At 61.2% G+C, this 18,287-nt stretch carries 15 protein-coding genes; 13 read left to right on the top strand and 2 right to left on the bottom strand.

Annotated features, from left to right (window positions below; genetic code table 11):
* Nucleotides 1–23 precede the first annotated feature (23 nt).
* The 8 genes from AC04SF_RS25310 to AC04SF_RS25275 all read left to right on the top strand — a co-directional run bounded on the left by AC04SF_RS25310 (nucleotide 24) and on the right by AC04SF_RS25275 (nucleotide 6,733).
* Nucleotides 24–1,466 (top strand): type II and III secretion system protein family protein, encoded by a 1,443-nt coding sequence (locus AC04SF_RS25310; RefSeq protein ID WP_488479990.1) that lies wholly within the window; start codon nucleotides 24–26, stop codon nucleotides 1,464–1,466.
* Nucleotides 1,467–1,470: 4 nt separating this feature from the next.
* Complete coding sequence (locus tag AC04SF_RS25305; protein WP_488479989.1) at nucleotides 1,471–1,746, top strand: hypothetical protein; 276 nt, start codon at nucleotides 1,471–1,473, stop codon at nucleotides 1,744–1,746.
* A 71-nt stretch (nucleotides 1,747–1,817) separates the two neighbouring features.
* Complete coding sequence (locus tag AC04SF_RS25300; RefSeq protein WP_488479988.1) at nucleotides 1,818–3,296, top strand: TadE/TadG family type IV pilus assembly protein; 1,479 nt, start codon at nucleotides 1,818–1,820, stop codon at nucleotides 3,294–3,296.
* Nucleotides 3,297–3,300: 4 nt separating this feature from the next.
* Nucleotides 3,301–3,801 (top strand): TadE/TadG family type IV pilus assembly protein, encoded by a 501-nt coding sequence (locus AC04SF_RS25295; RefSeq protein ID WP_488479987.1) that lies wholly within the window; start codon nucleotides 3,301–3,303, stop codon nucleotides 3,799–3,801.
* A complete protein-coding gene (locus AC04SF_RS25290) occupies nucleotides 3,795–4,427 on the top strand; it encodes a TadE/TadG family type IV pilus assembly protein (protein WP_488479986.1) in 633 nt (210 codons plus the stop codon). Before AC04SF_RS25295 ends, AC04SF_RS25290 begins: the two co-directional genes overlap by 7 nt.
* On the top strand, nucleotides 4,424–5,587 hold the full coding sequence (locus AC04SF_RS25285; protein WP_488479985.1) for a CpaE/TadZ family protein: 1,164 nt from the start codon (nucleotides 4,424–4,426) through the stop codon (nucleotides 5,585–5,587). The genes AC04SF_RS25290 and AC04SF_RS25285 overlap by 4 nt, the downstream gene beginning before the upstream one ends.
* Entirely contained in the window at nucleotides 5,571–6,161 is a 591-nt protein-coding gene (locus AC04SF_RS25280) for a L,D-transpeptidase (protein ID WP_488479984.1), read from the top strand. Before AC04SF_RS25285 ends, AC04SF_RS25280 begins: the two co-directional genes overlap by 17 nt.
* Nucleotides 6,158–6,733, top strand: coding sequence for a hypothetical protein (locus AC04SF_RS25275; RefSeq protein WP_488479983.1), 576 nt, complete (start codon nucleotides 6,158–6,160; stop codon nucleotides 6,731–6,733). Before AC04SF_RS25280 ends, AC04SF_RS25275 begins: the two co-directional genes overlap by 4 nt.
* Nucleotides 6,734–6,793: 60 nt before the next feature.
* Here AC04SF_RS25275 and AC04SF_RS25270 read toward each other — a convergent pair whose 3' ends face one another.
* Nucleotides 6,794–7,330 carry a hypothetical protein gene (locus tag AC04SF_RS25270; RefSeq protein WP_488479982.1) on the bottom strand — a complete coding sequence of 179 codons (537 nt, stop codon included), beginning with the start codon at nucleotides 7,328–7,330 and terminating at the stop codon, nucleotides 6,794–6,796.
* A 488-nt stretch (nucleotides 7,331–7,818) separates the two neighbouring features.
* Here AC04SF_RS25270 and AC04SF_RS25265 point away from each other — a divergent pair, with 488 nt between their 5' ends.
* Genes AC04SF_RS25265 through AC04SF_RS25250 form a run of 4 tightly spaced genes read left to right on the top strand, consistent with a single transcriptional unit; the run spans nucleotide 7,819 to nucleotide 13,406 of the window.
* Nucleotides 7,819–9,267: a TolC family protein gene (locus AC04SF_RS25265; RefSeq protein ID WP_488479981.1), complete on the top strand. Its 1,449-nt coding sequence runs from the start codon at nucleotides 7,819–7,821 to the stop codon at nucleotides 9,265–9,267.
* Nucleotides 9,268–9,307: 40 nt separating this feature from the next.
* Nucleotides 9,308–11,440: a type I secretion system permease/ATPase gene (locus tag AC04SF_RS25260; RefSeq protein WP_488479980.1), complete on the top strand. Its 2,133-nt coding sequence runs from the start codon at nucleotides 9,308–9,310 to the stop codon at nucleotides 11,438–11,440.
* Between the two features lie 45 nt (nucleotides 11,441–11,485).
* Nucleotides 11,486–12,775 (top strand): HlyD family type I secretion periplasmic adaptor subunit, encoded by a 1,290-nt coding sequence (locus tag AC04SF_RS25255; RefSeq protein WP_488479979.1) that lies wholly within the window; start codon nucleotides 11,486–11,488, stop codon nucleotides 12,773–12,775.
* Nucleotides 12,765–13,406 carry a ribbon-helix-helix domain-containing protein gene (locus tag AC04SF_RS25250; protein ID WP_096454085.1) on the top strand — a complete coding sequence of 214 codons (642 nt, stop codon included), beginning with the start codon at nucleotides 12,765–12,767 and terminating at the stop codon, nucleotides 13,404–13,406. Before AC04SF_RS25255 ends, AC04SF_RS25250 begins: the two co-directional genes overlap by 11 nt.
* Before the next feature lie 86 nt (nucleotides 13,407–13,492).
* Here the strand turns inward: AC04SF_RS25250 and AC04SF_RS25245 are convergent, their stop codons facing one another.
* Nucleotides 13,493–14,371 (bottom strand): transglutaminase-like cysteine peptidase, encoded by an 879-nt coding sequence (locus AC04SF_RS25245; RefSeq protein WP_488479978.1) that lies wholly within the window; start codon nucleotides 14,369–14,371, stop codon nucleotides 13,493–13,495.
* A gap of 377 nt (nucleotides 14,372–14,748) precedes the next feature.
* Here AC04SF_RS25245 and AC04SF_RS25240 point away from each other — a divergent pair.
* Nucleotides 14,749–18,287: beta strand repeat-containing protein (locus AC04SF_RS25240; protein WP_488479977.1), on the top strand; the 3,539-nt coding region annotated here is incomplete at its 3' end.

Genomic DNA, 18,287 nt, shown 5'->3' with positions numbered 1-18,287 from the left:
GGCAGCAATTGGGGAGACGGGGGATGCAGGGTTTTTGGATAAGGGTGGCGGCCGCTTTGTCCTGTATGGCGGCGCTGCTGCTATCGAGCCTTGCAGTTGATGCGGCAGACCGCTTCATCGACGTGTCGAATCCCGGCGTCCATCGTATTTTCCTGCCGGTGTCGCAATCGGTGACGATCCAGGTGAGCGCCAATCTTGGTGATATCGTCGTTGGCGACGAGAAGATCGCCGATGCCCAGCCGATGACCGACCGCACGCTCTATGTCATCGGCAAGGGGGCCGGCACCACCACGGTCAATCTGTTCTCCCCGGACAAGCGCTCGCTCGGCGTCATCCAGATCGAGGTCGGCGTCGACGTCAGCGACATGGCGCAGGCGATCCGTCAGGTGGCGCCAAAGTCACGCATCGAAATCGGCTCGGTCAACGGCAAGGTCAGGCTTGGCGGCCATGTCAAGGACGGCGCGACGTTGGCATCGATCCTCGAAGTTGCCCAACAATACGGTCCCGACGCCATCATCAACTCTGTCATCGTCGACGACAGCCAGCAGGTCAATTTGGCTGTGCGTATATTGGAGGCGAAGCGCAATGCAGGCCGGGATCTTGGCGTGTCTATCAAGAGTACCAACCGGAGCGGCACGACCAAAGTCGGAACCGGCGACGCCACCGTCGACGCGGATGGAACGGTGCTCGGAGCGGGAGACCTTGTCAGTGGTATTCTTTCGAAGGCTAACCCCTTCGCGGCACTGATCACCCGCGTTATCGACAGCAACATCAAGGTCGACCTCATCATAGAGGCGCTCGAGGCAAAGGGCGTGGTTCGTACGCTCGCCGAACCCAACCTCACCACGCTTTCGGGCGAGCCGGCCAGCTTCAACGCCGGCGGCGAGATCCCTATCCGCAGCGTCGATGCCAATGGCCAGGTCCAGATCGAGTTCAAGCAATTCGGCGTCAATCTTCTGTTCACGCCTGTCGTACTGGACGACAACAAAATCCACATGAAGCTGGCGCCGGAAGTGAGCGACCTGACCAGCTTCACAACCGCCGGTGACCCGATATTCACCAATCGCAAACTGTCGACCGTGGTTGAACTGCGCGATGGCCAGAGCTTCGCTGTCGGCGGGCTGCTGTCGAGCAAGACCACCAAGCTGCAGAATCAGGTGCCGTGGCTCGGCCAGGTTCCAGTCATCGGATCGCTGTTCCGCAATTCGAGCAACCAGAAGGAAGAGACCGAACTGGTCGTCATCGTCACGCCGCATATCGTGCGGCCGGTGAAACCAGGCGAGCAGTTGGCGACGCCGTTCGACAAGACGCGGCCGGCCAACGATCCGGAATTCTTCATCCTCGGTCAGCTGGAAGTGAACAAGGACATGATCCGCAAATATGAAACAGGCGACGGCGTCACCGGCCCCTATGGCCACATGCTGGACTTCAAATCGAAGGACAAGATGCTCTATGTCAAGAAATAGCGCCTTGATCCTCATTCTGTGCGCCGGTGCGCTGACGGGCTGCGCCGCGGACTATCTGAACCACTACGACACGGTGACCTTGGCCGCCGGCGACACGCAGAAATACAATTCGTTGCTGCAGACGGTCGACCCGCTCAATCCGGCTTCGAGGAACACGCATATCGAAGGCGACGGCACGCGTGCCGCCGCCGTTGCCCAAAGCTACAAATTTCCGCCGCCGCCTCCGCCGCCGCCGGCGATCACGGTCAATGTCGGCGGGTCGGGTGTGACAAAGCAGTGAGCTGAACGGAAGGATGCGGAGGGCGCCGGGCATGCGAGGAGCCCTGACGCAAGAAGGCAGAGAGTAAGGTCATGTTGGGGACCATTCGTGCGTTCTGGAACGATCAGCGCGGTATAGCGATGATCCTCGTTGCCATCATGCTGCCGGTGCTTGTCGGGTTCGCATTGCTGGCCATCGATATGGGCCGGGCCGACGGACTTCACAACGATCTGCAGAAAGGTGTCGATGCGTATGCGCTTGCGGCGGCCGCTGAACTCGACGGCAATACCGATGCGATCACGCGGGCCAACCGGGCTGTAGCCAACCTCTTGGCCAACGGCACAAAGTTTTCGACAGCTGGCAATCACCAACTCGCCCCAGCCGACCTGACCGTCACGTACCTGACAGGTATACCTGCCAGCGACAGCGTCGCGCTGAGTCCTGCCGGTGTCGATGCCAATGGTGTAAACTGGGCAAGCACAGATCCCAAAGCCGTAAAATTCGCGGAAGTGACCGTGAACGCCTCCGGCTTGACAGCCGGTGCGGGTGCGTTCGCGACAATCTTTCCGGCGAGTTTTGTCGGCGCCAACAACACCATGGACCTGCGGCCACAAGCGGTGGCGGGATTCACCAATGCGTTGTGTCAGTTCACGCCGATGTTCATCTGCAACCCGTATACGAGTCTGGGCGCATTGCAGACTGCGCTGTCAGGAACGCAGAAGCCTATGATCTGGCTCAAGGAACAGCAGGGCGGCAACACTGCGCAATACGGTCCGGGCAACTATGGTTTTCTGGCAACTCCGGAGGGCGACAAGTCGACGCAAAAACTGACAGAGATGTTCGCCGTGACCAGTCCCGCGGCCTGCTTTAGCCAGAATGGCGTCACGACCCGCCCAGGCAACATTCCTCCGGTAAACGACGGAATCAACACACGTTTCGACATCTATCCGAATGGCAGTAGCGGCAAGCTAGTCCCCTCAAGCGCTCCGCCTGCACCGAACGTGCGAAAAGGCATGGTGGTAAAGAACAACGGCGGCAACTGCAGCTACGATGTGCCCAACAGCGGACAGGCCAACAATTACAAGGCATTGCCCAGGGACAATTGCTTTTACTCGGGTGGCTGCGCCCAGGCAGGTGTGCTCGGCGACGGCGCCTGGGATTTTGCTGGGTACTGGACGGTCAACCATGGCAATGCCAGCACTGCCGGGGTGCTGGCAAACCCACCCTCAGGTTGCGGCGCAAACCCCAGCCGCTACTGCGTCTACAACTACGAGATCAACAATCCTTCCTTGAAGAGCGGACAGGAGAAGACACCGCCGCAGTGCAACACAACGACGCAAACCGCCGACCGCCGGCTTCTCTACGTCGCGATCATCGACTGCGTGGCCAACATTGTCCAAGGCGGCAGCCAGGCATTGCCGGTGCAGGCCTTTGCCAGTGTGTTTGTAACGGAACCAGCGGGCGGGTCGCCCAACGCCGACATATATGCCGAGATGCAAGACATCAGCACGACCGTCGGCCAGGGTACGCTGAAGAAGCTTCAGCGCAACGAAGCTCAATTGTACCGGTAGAGCCATGTTGATCGCGCTCAGCCAAATCATCCAGCGGTTCCATCGCGACAACGATGGCGCGGCCTTTGTTGAGGTGGCGCTTGCCGTTCCCTTCGTCCTGCTGCTCTCTGCCGGTATATTCGAATTCTCCAACATCCTGAACACGCGCCTGCTGCTCGAAGCGGGCGTCAACGATGCGGCGCGCTATTTGGCGCGCTGCAACGACAGCAACTGGGCCAACTGCGTTTCGTATGGCAAGAACCTCGCGGTGAACGGCACGATTACAGGCGGCACCCCAAGGGTTTCCGGCTGGACCACGGACCAAGTGACGGTCACCAAGCCGACTTCCCTTTTAGCTGTGGATGCCACCACAGGCACTGAACTCTATCTGAGCAGCACGGCGACGGTGGACGTCGTCCAGGTGAGCACCTCGCTGCCTTATACCGGCATCGGACTGTGGGGATATCTGGGTTTGGGAACCTTCAGTATCGGTGCATCCCATCAGGAGCGCGTCCTCGGATGGTGATGGCTGGCAGACGGTTCGGCATCAGCCAGGCCGGCTCGACAATGGTCGAAATGGCCATCGCGATGCCGCTGCTGCTGACCCTTCTGCTCGGCTTTGTCGATTTCGGCTATGCCTTCTACCAGTGGAATGCGGCCAACAAGGCTGTGCAGACGGGCGCCAGGCTGGCGCAGATCTCCACGCCGGTCGCCAGCGGGCTGGCTTCTGAAGGAAGAACACCGAGCGACTCTCTGGATGTCGGCAATGCGGTGCCGGCCGGCACATACGATTACATCTGTACCGCCAACACCGCGGGAACCGTATCGTGTGTTTGCGGAACGGGCAGCTGCATCGATCTCACCGCGAACCAGACTTCCTTCGATGCCATCTATAATGGCAGTGGTAGCCGCGCCGGCATGCACAGCTTCCTGCCGACCCTGAAGAAATCCGAGGTTCGAGTTCAATACACTGCGTCCGGCCTCGGCTACTGGACGCGTCCCAATGGCCCGGTGCCGACCATCACGGTCAGTATCACCAATCATCCCTTCCAATTCTTCTTTCTGGGCGGACTGCTTGGGTTCGGAAACATCACCATGCCCTCCATGCGGAGCACGGCTACGGGCGAAGATATGAAGAGCACCTTTCCATGAACGCCATCAACACCAAAGTTACACCGACCAAGCGAAAGCAAGTGGCGCTGTTCTCGTCGGACGCGAATTTCAAGCGCGAGGCGGCGACGCGGCTCGATGCGCTGGCGATCTATGACGTCCGGATTTCAGAGACGGATGATTTTCTGAAAGGTCCACCGGTCGATACGCGCCCGGGTATCGTCATCCTCGATGTCGGCAATGGCGAACTGCTCGGCAGATCCGGCATCGTCGAGGCGCGTGCGCTGTGGGCGACGGTGCCGCTGATCGCGGTTTCCAACGAGCTGACGTCGGAACAGACACGCGTGCTGGTGCGCATGAACGCGTCGGACTGGCTGCACAAGCCGCTCGACGGCAAGGAGTTGCTCAACGCGGTGACCTTCCACGATACCGGCAACCAGGGCACGAAAAGCCGGATCATCACCTTCATCAGCGCCAGCGGTGGCGCCGGCGCCACGACGCTCGCTTTGTCGGCGGCCGAATTCCTGGCCTCGAAATCGGCCGAGCGCGGGGCTTCGACCTGCCTGGTCGATCTCGACTTCCAGAGCGCCAATTGCGGCGCCTATCTCAATCTGTTCAACCAGTTCGATCTCTCGGGCATTATCAGCCAGCCGGAAAGGCTCGATGTCGAGCTGATGGACGTCATCAAGCTTACGCGCCCGTCCGGTCTAACCCTCTATGCGTTCGAAAGGCCGCAACTGCCCTTCGAGCCGCACGGCAGCGATTTCGTCTTCCGGCTTCTGGACCTCGTCGCCTACCGCTTCGACGACATCGTCATCGATTTGCCCAATATCGAAACGCCCTGGCACAATTCGGTGCTTTCGACCAGCGACGAGATCTTCATCGTCTTCGAACTCAACGTCGCCTCGCTGCGGCAAGGCAAGCGGCTCTACAAGAAGATCCGCGAGCTGCGCGGCAATGCGGTCAGCATCACGCTCGTCGCCAACAAGCACAAGCGCAAATGGTTCGGGAACCATTTTTCGCGCAGTGAGCTCGAGAAGATATTCAAGGCGCCGCACATCAAATCGGTTGCGCTGGACAATGCCCTTCTGAGCGATGCCTTGAACCGGGCGATCCTGCCCTCCGAAGTGGATGGGCGCGCGCGCTTCAACAAGGATCTGAAGCGGATGTTCAAAGAGCGGCTCGATGATGCTGCCCGCTAGACACGGAATCGTCCCCAGGCTGGCCGGGGCCTGCGTGCTCAGCCTGGTGCTGGCGCTGTCGGTCCAGGACTTCGCCCGGGCACGGTCAGGGCTTTCGGACCGGCCGCCGCTGCCGGCGATGGGGCCAAGCCTGCGCAAGGCGGTTGCCTTCACAACCAGCGAGCAGCCGGGAACGATCGTCATCCGCAAGAACGAGAAGGCGCTCTACCTGGTGACCCGCCAGGGCCAGGCGCTGCGCTACCAGATCAGCGTCGGGCGTGACGGATTTGGCTGGACCGGGGTCGTCAAGGTCGGAGCCAAGACGGAATGGCCGCAGTGGCGTCCGCCCCGGGAAATGCGCGCCCGCCAGCCGGAACTGCCGGAGCTGGTGCCCTCGGGCCCGTACAACCCGCTCGGCGCGCGGGCGCTTTATCTGCTTCAGGACGGACACGACACGCTCTATCGTATCCATGGCACCAACGATCCCTCGGGCGTGGGATTCGACGGCACATCGGGCTGTTTTCGCCTGACCAACACGGACGTGATCGATCTTTTCAAGCGCGTGCCAGTTGGCACCAAGGTGGTGGTTCAATGACGACAATCAGCGACCCGCATGTGCCGACGGTCTCCGCCGAGCCCATTGAACCGCAGCTGCTCGACAGGGATGCGAGCCGGTCGCGGCTGGCCGTCGTGGTCGGTGTCGGGTTGACGCTATTTGCCGTGCTGAACGCGACCGCCGCCATCTATCTCTATCGAGGCATCAACGACCTGCGCACCGTGGAGGGACGTCTCGAGGAACTCGGCACGTTCGAGCAGCGGATCGTTGCCCGGCTCGACACGGTCAACAACGGCTTTCAAAGCCGATTTGAAAAGCTGGACAGCCAATTGCAGGGCAGTTTCAACGAGGTCAACGGCAACATAGCCCGCCTGGAACAGAACCTTCCAATGGCCGGCGACGCCGACGTCTCGAGCGCGCCGGAACCAGTTGTCGCGACGAGTACCGTGGCGGAAGCGTCTCCTGCCACCGAAGTCGCGGCCGAACCCGCAATTGCCGATACGCCGCGGCCACCCAAGAGAAGGGTTGCCACCGCACCGCCGGCCCCCAATCCGGGATACCAGCGAACGGAAACGCCGGACGGCAAGGTCTACTATCGCAAGATCAATTGAAAAAAGTTGGCGTGAAGGCGGGCGATACTGGCGCTCTCTCGAAACGCTCAGTCAGCAGAGTTAGAAATCACGCTGTAAGGCGATCAGGCGCACGGCCAATGCTTCGCCATGCTGTCGGGTTTCGCGAAGGAACGCGACGTGACAGTAGGCGCAGGCCGCAAAGCCCAGAACCAGCACGAGGCTGTTCTCCCAGGTGAGATCGGCCATCAGCGAAAACGAGAACCCGCTGGGTGCCGTGAACGCGGCAATCGTGCTCGCCGTTTCCGAATGGCTGCTGGCCGCGATCATCAACCCGGCGAAAAGCAGGGCCAAGTGATTGGAAAGGAAAAAGGCCGCTGACCTTCTGACACTGCAAGCGCTCCAGCAGGCGATCCCCGCGGCAATCAGGATCACGGCATCCAGAGCCATCGAACCGCCCAGATAAAGGTCGACCTGTTGCCAGAACATCGCCGACAAGGGACGCAGTTCAAGCCAGATCCACCACATTGCGGGGCTGGCGGGATAGGTTCCGAGCAGGAACGTTGCTGCTCGCTCGCCTGCCATAGTCGTCAGGATGAATGCGGGAAAAGCGAAGAGTAATATCGACTTGCGCTTCATGTTGCCCTCGACAATCTGGCGTCAGCATAGATTGCGGAGATTGCGCAAGGCTTAACGGAGGAGCGTTACTGCTGCTTGGGCGCTGGATTTAGCGGCAGCGACCGGCAATTCAGCCTCGGTCCAGCCGTCGTTCCTCCCGCTGGCACCATAGTGGTCGAAAAACAATTGCCAAATTCCGGCGACGATCCGTTCGACGCTGCCAGTATGCCAGCCAGTTCACCGCACTTCACAGGACGCTGCTTGCAGGAGCGATTGCCCCTTTGTCTTTTCAGCCCCCGGCAGCGGCTGGATACAACCGCAACGGACCGGGTGTTGTGCCATTTTTGCTACATTTCTCAACCTTATGATCGGAAATGCTCCCTCAGGACCATCTAATTTAATAATCACTCACATATTTCGTGAAACTGTCGGATAATGTGTGACGGCAAGCTCAGGCTTGGTTGTAGCGCTGTGGGAAAAGGCGCACGGAAAACGTTGGGGCGGGTTAGATGAATACGACAAGCATGTCAGCCATGGGCAGGCGCCTGGGTCTTTTGATGGCGGCTACGATGCTGAGCTGCGCAAGTGCGAGTGCACTTACGCTCAAGGAAGCAATGACGGTTGCCGTCGAATCCAATCCCGAAATCGGCCAGGCCATAGAAAATCGCGAGGCGATCGAGTTCGAGCTGCGCCAGGCCAAGGGGCTTTATCTTCCCAGCGTCGACGTGGAGGCGTCCGCTGGCGCTCGCCGTCTCGACAACTCGTCTCGACGCGCACTCTCCATAGAGCACGACGCGCTTTATCCGGCAGAAACCGATCTGACAGTCTCACAGACCGTCTATGACAGCGGCGCAAGGCGAGCCGAGTTGAATCGCCAGGCCTCGCGCGTCGACGGCGCGTCCTTTCGTGTGCTGGAGCGGTCGGAATTCATCGGGCTCTCGGTCGTCCAGGACTACCTCGAATACATGCTTCAGGCTTCGATCGTGGCCGAGGCAAAGAAGAACCTGGGCTTCCATCAAGCAATCCTCCACGACATCCAGGAAGGCATTGCCGGCGGCGGGTTGAATGAAGCCGACCGGCAGCAAGCCGAGGAGCGGCTGTTTGCGGCCAAGGCCCGCATGCAGGAAGCCTCGGAGGAGTTGGAGGCCTCGAGGATACGGTTCTTCAAGACCGTCGGGAAGCCGCTGACCAATGCATCGAGGCCGGCCGATGTTTCCGGCGCGCTGCCAAGGTCGCTGGACGATGCGATCGGCCTTGCGCGGGAGAGCAATCCGCGTGTTCATATGGCCGATAGCGATATCGCCGCGGCGGCCTCGCTGGTGGACGCGGCCCGGGCGAAATACGGCCCCTCGATCGTCGCCGAAGGCGTCGCTCGGGCTGGGTATGACATCGACGGCGACAATGGAGACACGTCCGACCTGCAGGCACGCCTGGTGCTGCGGTGGAACCTGTACCGGGGCGGCATCGACAAGGCCAATGAACAGGAGCAGATCCGTCGCACGAGTGAGCAGCGGCTTGCGATGCATCAGGTGCTGCGGGAAATCGAAGAGGCCGTTCGCACATCGTGGGATCGCCGTTTCCGGCAAGCCGACCTGGCAAAGACCCTGAAGCTGCAAGCCGCTTCCAACGAGAAGCTGGTCGCGTCCTATCGCGAGCAATTCAAGGTCGGTCAGCGCTCACTGCTCGATGTGCTGGATGCGCAGAATACGCGGTTCAACACGGCGACCCTGGCGGACACCGCATCCTACGCCTCTCTCTTTGCCCAATATCGGCTTCTGGCGGCGACCGGGCAATTGCTGAAAACCATGGATATCCATCCGCCAAAGCAGGCCGCGGCCTACGCGCGAACCGAGTTCGCGGCACCGGAAACGGCCGACACCGAAACTTATGCGCGGACGCCTTCGGAACAGAAAAATGACCTGCCGTTCGATATCCTGGCACCGGTCAGGAAAAAGTAAGCGGATGTAAGGGTCGATCGAAAGTCCCTGTGGGCGGATCGTGAACCAGCAACCCAACATCCTCTCCCCCAAGGAGGCGTTCAAGGCCTGCTTCTCGGCCATTGCCGGATATCTCGGCAGGCCGAGCGCGCAAACGGTTCTGTTCGCCGGCGTGCCGCTGTCGGACACCCGTATCGACATCGATGCCATCCGGCATATTGCCGAGCGCATCGGCCTTGAAATCACCGAGTTCAGCCATCGTGACTTTCTTCGGGGGCGCATCGACCTCCCCGCTATTGTGTTTCGCGTCAGCCAATTGCCGGTTGCCCTTCTGGCCGAAACCGAGGACGGCGCATTCACCACCGCTCCCCAGGAAGACGGTCGTATAACCATCCCGAGATCCGAGCTGGCCGCCAGCTACATCAGTGGCGGCGTCTCCTTCTCGATAACCTATGCCAACGCCGCCGAGGGGATGAACGTCGGTTCGGCGCCGAAGATCGAGCGGCGACATTGGCTGACGGGAACGATGGGCCCGTTCTGGCGCACCTATTCGAAGGTCATCCTGGCGGCAATATTCATCAACATGCTGGCCATAGCCTCGCCGATCTTCACCATGAACGTCTACGACAGGATCCTGCCGAACAAGGCGATATCGACGCTCTGGGTGCTGTCGATCGGCATCGGCGCGGTCATCCTGTTCGACCTGCTGCTGAAGACCGCCAGGGCGTCCCTCATCGACTACGCCGGGCGCAAGGCGGATCTGCGTATTTCCTACTTGCTGTTCGAGAAAGTGCTGAATTCGTCCCTGTCGGCACGGCCCGGCTCGACGGGCGAATACGCAAATCGGGTGACGCAGTATGAATTCGTTCGCGAATTCTTCACCTCGAACACCATCAGCGTGTTCATCGACACGGCCTTCGTCTTCATTTTTCTCCTGGTCATCTATGCGATAGGCGGCTGGCTGGTGATCATCCCCGCGCTGGCCTTCGTCGCGTCCGTGATCGTCGGACTGATCACGCAGCGGCGTATCGGCAAGCGTGTCGCGGCCTCCATGAACGAGGCCTCGCAACGGCAGGCCCTGCTGGTCGAATCCATCTCCACGCTGGAGACGATCAAATCGCTGCGGGCCGAGGCGTATCTGTTGCGAAAATGGGGGGAGCATTCCAAGAACGCGTCCAACACGTCCGAGAAGATCAAGCAGCTCTCGGCGGCGGCCGGCAACATAACGCAGGCCATCCAGCAGCTGGTGACCGTCGCCTTGATCGTGGCCGGCGCCTATGCCTTCTCGGAAGGACACGTCTCCACCGGAGCCATCATCGGCACCGTCATGCTGGCCAGCCGGGCGGTGTCTCCACTCGGCCAGATCGCCATCACCCTGTCCAGACTTCGCCAGGCCATGCTTTCCTTGCGCATGGTGAACTCGATCATGGCGCAGCCGGAGGATCGCCCGGATACGGTGGGTTTCGTCAACCGGCCCATTCGCAATGGCGCGATGATGTTCAGGAATGTCGGCTTTGTCTATCCGGGCTCCGAGAACGAGGTTCTGACCGGTCTGAATTTCTCCGTGAAGCCCGGTGAGCGCATCGGCATCATCGGCCGTATCGGCTCGGGAAAGACAACCATGGGCCGGCTGATCGGCAGGCTCTTCCTGCCGACATCAGGCGAGCTGCTGCTGGACGGCATCGACATCCGCCAATACCACCCTTCGGAGGTTCGCGCCGCGGTCGGGATCGTCGCGCAGGCCAACGATTTGTTTTCGGGCACCATCAAGGAGAACCTCCTGATGGCATGTCCGGAGGCGACCGATGAGCAGATCGTCGAAGCGGCCAAGGCGGCTGGCGTCGACGATTTCGTCTCCCGTCACCCGCGTGGCTACGACATGAATGTCGGCGAGCGCGGCACCAATCTCTCGGGCGGCCAGAGGCAGACGATGGCGATTGCCCGCCTTTTGCTGACCAGACCGAAAATCGTCTTCCTGGATGAACCGTCGGGATCGATGGACCTGGCTTCCGAGCGGCAGTTGATCAAGCAGCTCAAAGTGGCCTTCGACCGGAACACGACGCTGATCGTTTCAACGCACCGCTTCAGCATGCTCGAACTGGCCGACCGTCTTATCGTCATCGAGCAAGGCAGGATCGTTGCCGATGGACCGAAGGATCAAGTGATACAGGCGCTGCAGAAAACAAACGCCTGAAAAACAGACTTATTGAACGCATTCAATGCGTTGGGGTTGTAGGACATGCTTGGAAGGGAAGACCGGCCGCCGCTTTTCGCGTCGGCGTCTCTGTTCATCATAGGGGCACTTTTTGTGTCCTCTGTCGCCTGGGCGTCCTTTGCCGAGGTCGACGAAATTGCGCGCGGCGACGGCAAGGTCATACCGGCTTCCAAAACCCAGATCATCCAATCCAGCGAGCCGGGCGTCGTTCAGGAAATTGCCGTGACGATCGGGCAGGTCGTCAAGAAGAACGATCTCATCATCCGCCTCGACAATACGATGAACACGTCCAGCCTTGGCGAGCAGCAAGCCAAGGCACGGGCGCTTCAGACGCGCATTGCGCGGCTCAAATTCGAACAGAGCGGCAATATTGAAGGCCCATTTCCCTGTCCGCCCGAAATCCAGAAGGTCGCCCCGGAAATCTGCGACAACGAGCAGAAGCTGCTGATCGCACGTCGCGACAACTTCCAAGTCAAGCTGTCGGTCCTCAAATCGCGTCTCGATCAGCGCCAGAACGAATTGGACGAAGCCACCGCCAACCTTGATCGCCTCACCAAAAATCTCGAAGTCAGTGACCGGGAAACGGCGCTGGTCGAGTCCATGGTCAAGAAGGGGCTGATGGCCAAGACCGAGCAGATCCGCGTCGAGCGGGAGCAGACCGAACTGCATGGGCAGCTGAACCTCGCCGGTGAAACCATCAAGAAAGCCAAGGCGGCCATCGCCGAAGCCAAGCTTCAAGTCAACGAGCTCGGCCTGCAGCTGCAGCAGGAGGCGCTGAGCGACCTGACGCAGGCGCTGGCCGATCTTTCGGTGGTCGATGAGACCATCCGCGGCGCCACCGACAAGGTGGCGCGCACGGACATCCGCTCGCCTGTCGACGGGATCGTCAACACGCTTGATATCAACACGGTCGGCGCTTTCGTGCAGCCCGGCGCGGTCGTGGCCGGCATCGTGCCGACTTCCGAGACACTGCTGGTCGAAGCGCGGGTTTCACCACGCGATGTTGCCTTCATCCGGCCGGACCAGGACGCGCTGATCAAGATAACCGCCTATGATTTCTCGATCTTCGGCGGTATCGAAGGCAAGGTCTCCAACATCACCGCCGACAGCCTGGTCGACCAGAAGACGGGCGAGCCCTACTACCAGGTGCGCGTCGCAACCGAGAGGTCGACGCTGACGCGCGATGGCAAGACCTATTCGATCATTCCCGGGATGATCTGTTCGGTCGACATCAAGACCGGACACAAAACCATCCTCACCTATCTGCTGAAGCCTATCAACAAGGCACGGGAGGAGGCAATGAGTGAACGATAGCGCGACCTCCCCACTTGCCGATCGCGAGCGGCTGCTCCCACCCATGGCGACAGAGGATTTCGGCCTGGAGTTCCGGGTCGTGGCGCGTGGCGGCACGCGACGCGGCATTCGTCTGGAGCGGGCGTTTTGGACCGCGCTGAAGCAGATGGCCGAAAGCCGCAAATGCACGATCGGCATGCTGATCGACGAGATCGCCGAAAGCCATGCCCACACAGGAAACCTGACATCGGCAATCCGGGTGGCCTGCATGCGCGGATTGGCCGATGAAAACCAGACCTTGCGAAGGCTTGCGTCGATCAAGACGATCAACGCCATTCTGGTCGCCTGTCCGTCACCGGCTTTTGCGCTCTCGTCGTCGAAGAGGATCCTGACTTTCAACGCGCCATTCCAGCAACTGGTCAGGCGTCAATTGCCGGTCGCGCCAAGCGAAGATGCGCGCCACGACCTGAAGCTTGCCCTGGATCTCAACGTCGCTGACATATTCGCGCGGCTCGACGCCAATGGCGAAACACCGGTCGCCACCGGTTTCGTCATCGGTGCAGGCGACCGCCGCTACCGGGGACAATTGAATGCTGCGCGGGCGCCGGTGCTAGAGCCGGAGCTGCTGATGGCCTTTGTTTTTGGCGGTTAACACATATCGCCCGAACGTGACCTCGCTTCAGGGGGCGATATCGAAGAACGGAGGCGTCCCTTAACGGGCGCCTTGTCCTGGGAATGCTACGGCTGCAGGCCCTCGCCGGGTGCGACCGTCGCAAGACCGCCCTTGACATCGGCGACCTGGGCCGCGCCGGGCCTGGTGCCATGGATCCACGCGCGGTCGGTGCTGAACGAATACAATGGCACGTAGTCGGGAAGATCGCTGTCGTGCGAGACGACGTTGCTCAGGCTGTCCAAGATGAAGACCCCGCTGCCGGTGCTGACGGACAGCACGGCATGAAAGAAACCGCGCTTGCGGTCCTGCAGAACAACGAGCGACATGCTCTGCGCCGGAATGCCGGCACGCAGCAGCGCCGCCATCTTGAGAATGGCAAAATCCTCGCAGTCGCCCGCCCGATGCTCGAGAATTTCCGAAGGCTTGGCCCAGTAGTCGAGCTTGCCGTAAACCACGCTGTCCTTCTTGTAGGCGAGGGCGTGGTTTATGCTTGAGTTGATGAAGGACAGCTTGTCGATAAACCGCTTGTCCTTGGCAGCATCGACGATCGCGGTGAAGATGCTGTTCTTGCCATCACACCCACTGCCAGCGGAACAGTCGACGATTGCCTTGTAGACCGGTGCCCAACGCGCGGAAACCGGAAAATTATGCATGGACAGAGCAACCGATCCGAACACGCCGGGAATGATCGCCGCCGTCTGGATGGGATCGATCCCGGCATTGCCCAGTGCCGTCGAAGAGCCGGTTTGCTGATCGATGGAGGCAGGACCGTAGCTGCCCAGAACCATGCCGATTCGGTAGGTCGAGGCGGGCTGCCAAGGCTGCGGCCGCAGCAGCGAAATGCCGCCGAGAGTGGGAGGCGCTTCGACCTCCGCCAACAGCGAGCCGGCCGAATCGATCCGTGCCGGCAAAGCGCTCGCGGACGATGGCTGCGGCAGGCTCATAATGCCGATTGCCAGCAGCAGCGCTTTGAGCCTGGTTGCCGCTAGGGCAGATTTTTCTTTTGTCATAACGCCCACCTTTGACTGTGGACGCTACCAATCTCGTCTCAAATTATTGAAAAGGAAGGTGGATAAGTTTCCTGTACTTGATGCCCTCTATTTTGTGTAAAATTTTATACAAGTTTATACTTCTCTTTACCAAGCGGCGGACGCCAACCCTCATCATACCAGCCAATGTATATCGGGTTATATGTTTCGAGTTTACCACGCATAAAAAATGCCGAAGCCAGCATATCGGAATATATGAAACGGATTGCGGCATAGTTGCAAAGTAGAAGTGGTCACTGTCTGTTCCCAGTAAATGCCGGAGGGGTTTGGCTATGACCACCAGTAACGAATTGGACACCGTCTCTCATTCCTGGGACGAGCACTCTGAACATAACGGCCTGCCGTCGCAGGCGCAGATCCAGGTCGCGGAAGCCAGCCCGGCGCCAAAGGCCGCCCCGGCCGCCGAGCCGGTTCCCGTCGATGTCGGCAGCGGCACGCCCGTCAAACCGGAAGCGCCCGCGGAGGCCAAGGCCCCGGCGGCGGCCGCGCCGCACGAATATGTGGCCGACGCCAGCAATGTGGTGAAACTTCCCGCCAATGTCTCGATCGACAACATCAAGGTCGACGGCCACAACCTCGTCCTCGAGCAGGCGGACGGTTCGGTAATCGTCATCAAGGACGGCGCCCTCAACGTGCCTACCTTCGTCATCGGCGACGTCGAAGTGCCGCGCGTGGCCTTGATCGCGGCGTTGGAGGCAAGCCATGTCGATGTCGCCTTCGGCGCCGACGGGTCGATATCGGCGGGCCCCGGTGGTTCAGCCTCGAGCGCGGGCGGAGACTTCTCAGTTCCCCCTGGCGGTATCGGCAACGGGTTCGGCCTGTCGGCGCTGTTGCCGCCGACGGATCTGGCATTCGGCCAGCCGGAACGTCGCGAACTGTTCCCGTCTATTCTCAAGCCAAATTCCATACCGTCGATCATCGACCTGACGCCTTCCGTCGCTGGCGGTGACACCATCGTCAATGAAAAAGGCCTGCCGGCAAGCTCCGGCTCGGAAGGCTCCGGCGAGGCGCAGAATCCCGCCCCCAACAGCGACCAGTCCGAGACCAACACCGGCACCTTTACCATCAGCTCGCCCGACGGTGTCGGCTCGCTGACCATCGCCGGCCAGATAATTTCAGGTGCCGCGCTTGCCAACAGCGCATCGACGCCGATCGAGATCACCACGCCGCTCGGCAACGTGCTGACCATCAGTGGTTACGACGCCAGCACCGGCCAGGTGAGCTACAGCTACACGCTCGTCCATAATGCTGCTCACCCCGGCCCGGGGGTCGATTCCATATTCGACAACATCACCGTCACCGTCACCGACACCGATGGCGACGTCTCCCTTCCGGGCACGTTGTCGGTCCAGATTGTGGACGACGTACCGACGGCGAACGCGGACGCCAACAACGTCGGAGCGGGCAGCCATACGCAGATCTCGGGCAACGTGATCACGGGCGTCGGCGAGACCGACCCGTCCGCCAGCGCGGACGTGAAGGGTGCGGACGGCGCGAGCGTGACCTCGGCCTATGGAACGGGCGCGGCGCAGGACGTGACGTCCGCAGTCACCGGAACGACGATCGTGGGGCAGTACGGTACGCTGACGCTGTATTCGGACGGCCACTACACCTATGACCGTGCGACGAACACGCCGGGCGGCGTGAACGATGTGTTCCATTACACGCTGACGGATGGTGACGGCGACCAGTCGAACACCACGCTGACGATCAATATCGGCAACGAGCCGCCGACGCTGGGCGGCATCCCGGCCGCGGGTGCTGCCGGTGCGATCGTGTACGAGGCGGGACTGGCGAGCGGCTCGCAGCATGACGGCTCGAACGCGGTGAGCGGCACGATCGGCTTCACCTCGCAGGATGGGGTGAACTCGGTGTCGCTGGGCGGCCACGCGCTGTCGAGCGATTCGGGCAATCCGACGACGTTTACGGACGCCACCACGGGCGGCACAGTGAGCGCCTGGTACGAGTACACCAGCGCGAACGGCACGGGCACGATCCACTACAGCTACACGCTGACAGCAGACTACCACAGCGCCACGGCTGGCGACGGAGCCAATACGGAAGCGGCACCCAGCTTCGCGGTCGTTGTGACCGACCTGGACAACCAGCCCGCCTCCGGGAACCTGGTGATCAATGTCATCGACGACGTGCCGACGGCGAAAGCCGATACGGACGCCGCGCAGTCCGGCGAGACGGTGACGGGCAATGTCGAGACCGGCACGAGCACCCACGGCACCGGCGCGGCGGACACGGCGGGAGCCGATGGGATCGCGTCGATCGCCTGGACGGGTTCGGTTACCAGCAACGGCGTGACGACGGTAACGGGCGCGCACGGCGTGCTGACGGTCTTCGCCGACGGCGATTACAGCTATCACGCCAACCCGAATACGACGACGGGCAATGACGTCTTCAATTACACGATCACTGACGGCGACGGCGACACCTCGCCGGCGACGCTGACGATCACGGTGGCCAACGGCCAGCCGCAGGTATCGCCCGCGGCCGCTACAGTCGACGAGGCGGGCCTCGACACGACGCCGCCGGCCGGCGACCTGGGCCTAGGGACGGTAGACGGCTCGCATGCAGGCGACGGCTCGGAGACGACGACGGGCACACTGACCTTCTCGGACCCTGACGGCGCGACGGTGACCGGCGTTGCATCAGGCAGTGGCGGCAGCGACGTGAGCGGCAATGTCGGCACGAACGTCAATGGCACGTACGGCGTCCTGCACGTCAATGCGGATGGCACCTACACCTATACCCTGACCAATCCGGAAGCGAATGTTCCGGCGGGCAACGACGGCACCAACGTGCAGCCCGGACAGGACGTGTTCACCTATACGCTGAAAGATAGTTTTGGGAACACCAGCACCTCGACGATCACGATCTCGATCAAGGACGACGTGCCGACGGCGCATAACGACACGGACGCCGCGCAGTCCGGTGAGAAGGTAACGGGCAATGTCGAGACCGGCACAAGCACTCACGGGACCGGCGCGGCTGACACTGCGGGTGCGGACGGCATCGCATCGATCGCATGGACGGGTTCGGTAACGAACAACGGTGTGACGACGGTAGCGGGCGCGCACGGCGTGCTGACGGTCTTCGCCAATGGCGACTACAGCTATCAGGCCACCCCGAATACGCCGACTGGCAATGACGTCTTCAATTACACGATCACGGACGGCGACGGCGACACCTCGCCGGCGACGCTGACGATCGAAGTGACCGGCAGCCAGCCGCGTGTGGTGGCAGAGATTGCGACGGTGAACGAGGCTGGCCTCGACACGACGCCGCCGGCCGGCGACCTGGGTCCCGGGACGGTTGACGGCTCGCATGCAGGCGACGGCTCGGAGACCAAGACTGGCACGTTGACATTCTCGGATCCCGACGGGGCGACGGTGACCGGCGTTGCATCAGGCAATATCGGCAGCGACGTGAGCGGCAATGTCGGCACGAACATCACTGGGACATACGGCATCCTGCACGTCAACGCGGATGGCACCTACACCTATACGTTGACGTCGCCGGAGGCGAATGTTCCGGCGGGCAACGACGGCGCCAACGTGCAACCCGGGCAGGACGTGTTCACGTTCACGGTGACCGATGGTCTTGGCAATACATCCACGTCGACCATCTCAATCAATATCCAGGACGATGTTCCCTCGATCACGCTGAGCGGGACGGCGGCGCCGACGCTGAACGTGGACGAGAGTTACCTGACGGCGGCGACCAACGGCGTTGCCGGCTCGGGCACCGGGCCCGCCGGCTCGACCACCGACACGCAGAGCTTTGCCGGTGCCTTCACCGT

The organism is Mesorhizobium sp. CNPSo 4671 (assembly GCF_057784245.1).
Note: the sequence above shows the minus strand (reverse complement) of the source record. Positions and strands in the feature narration are given on the sequence as shown.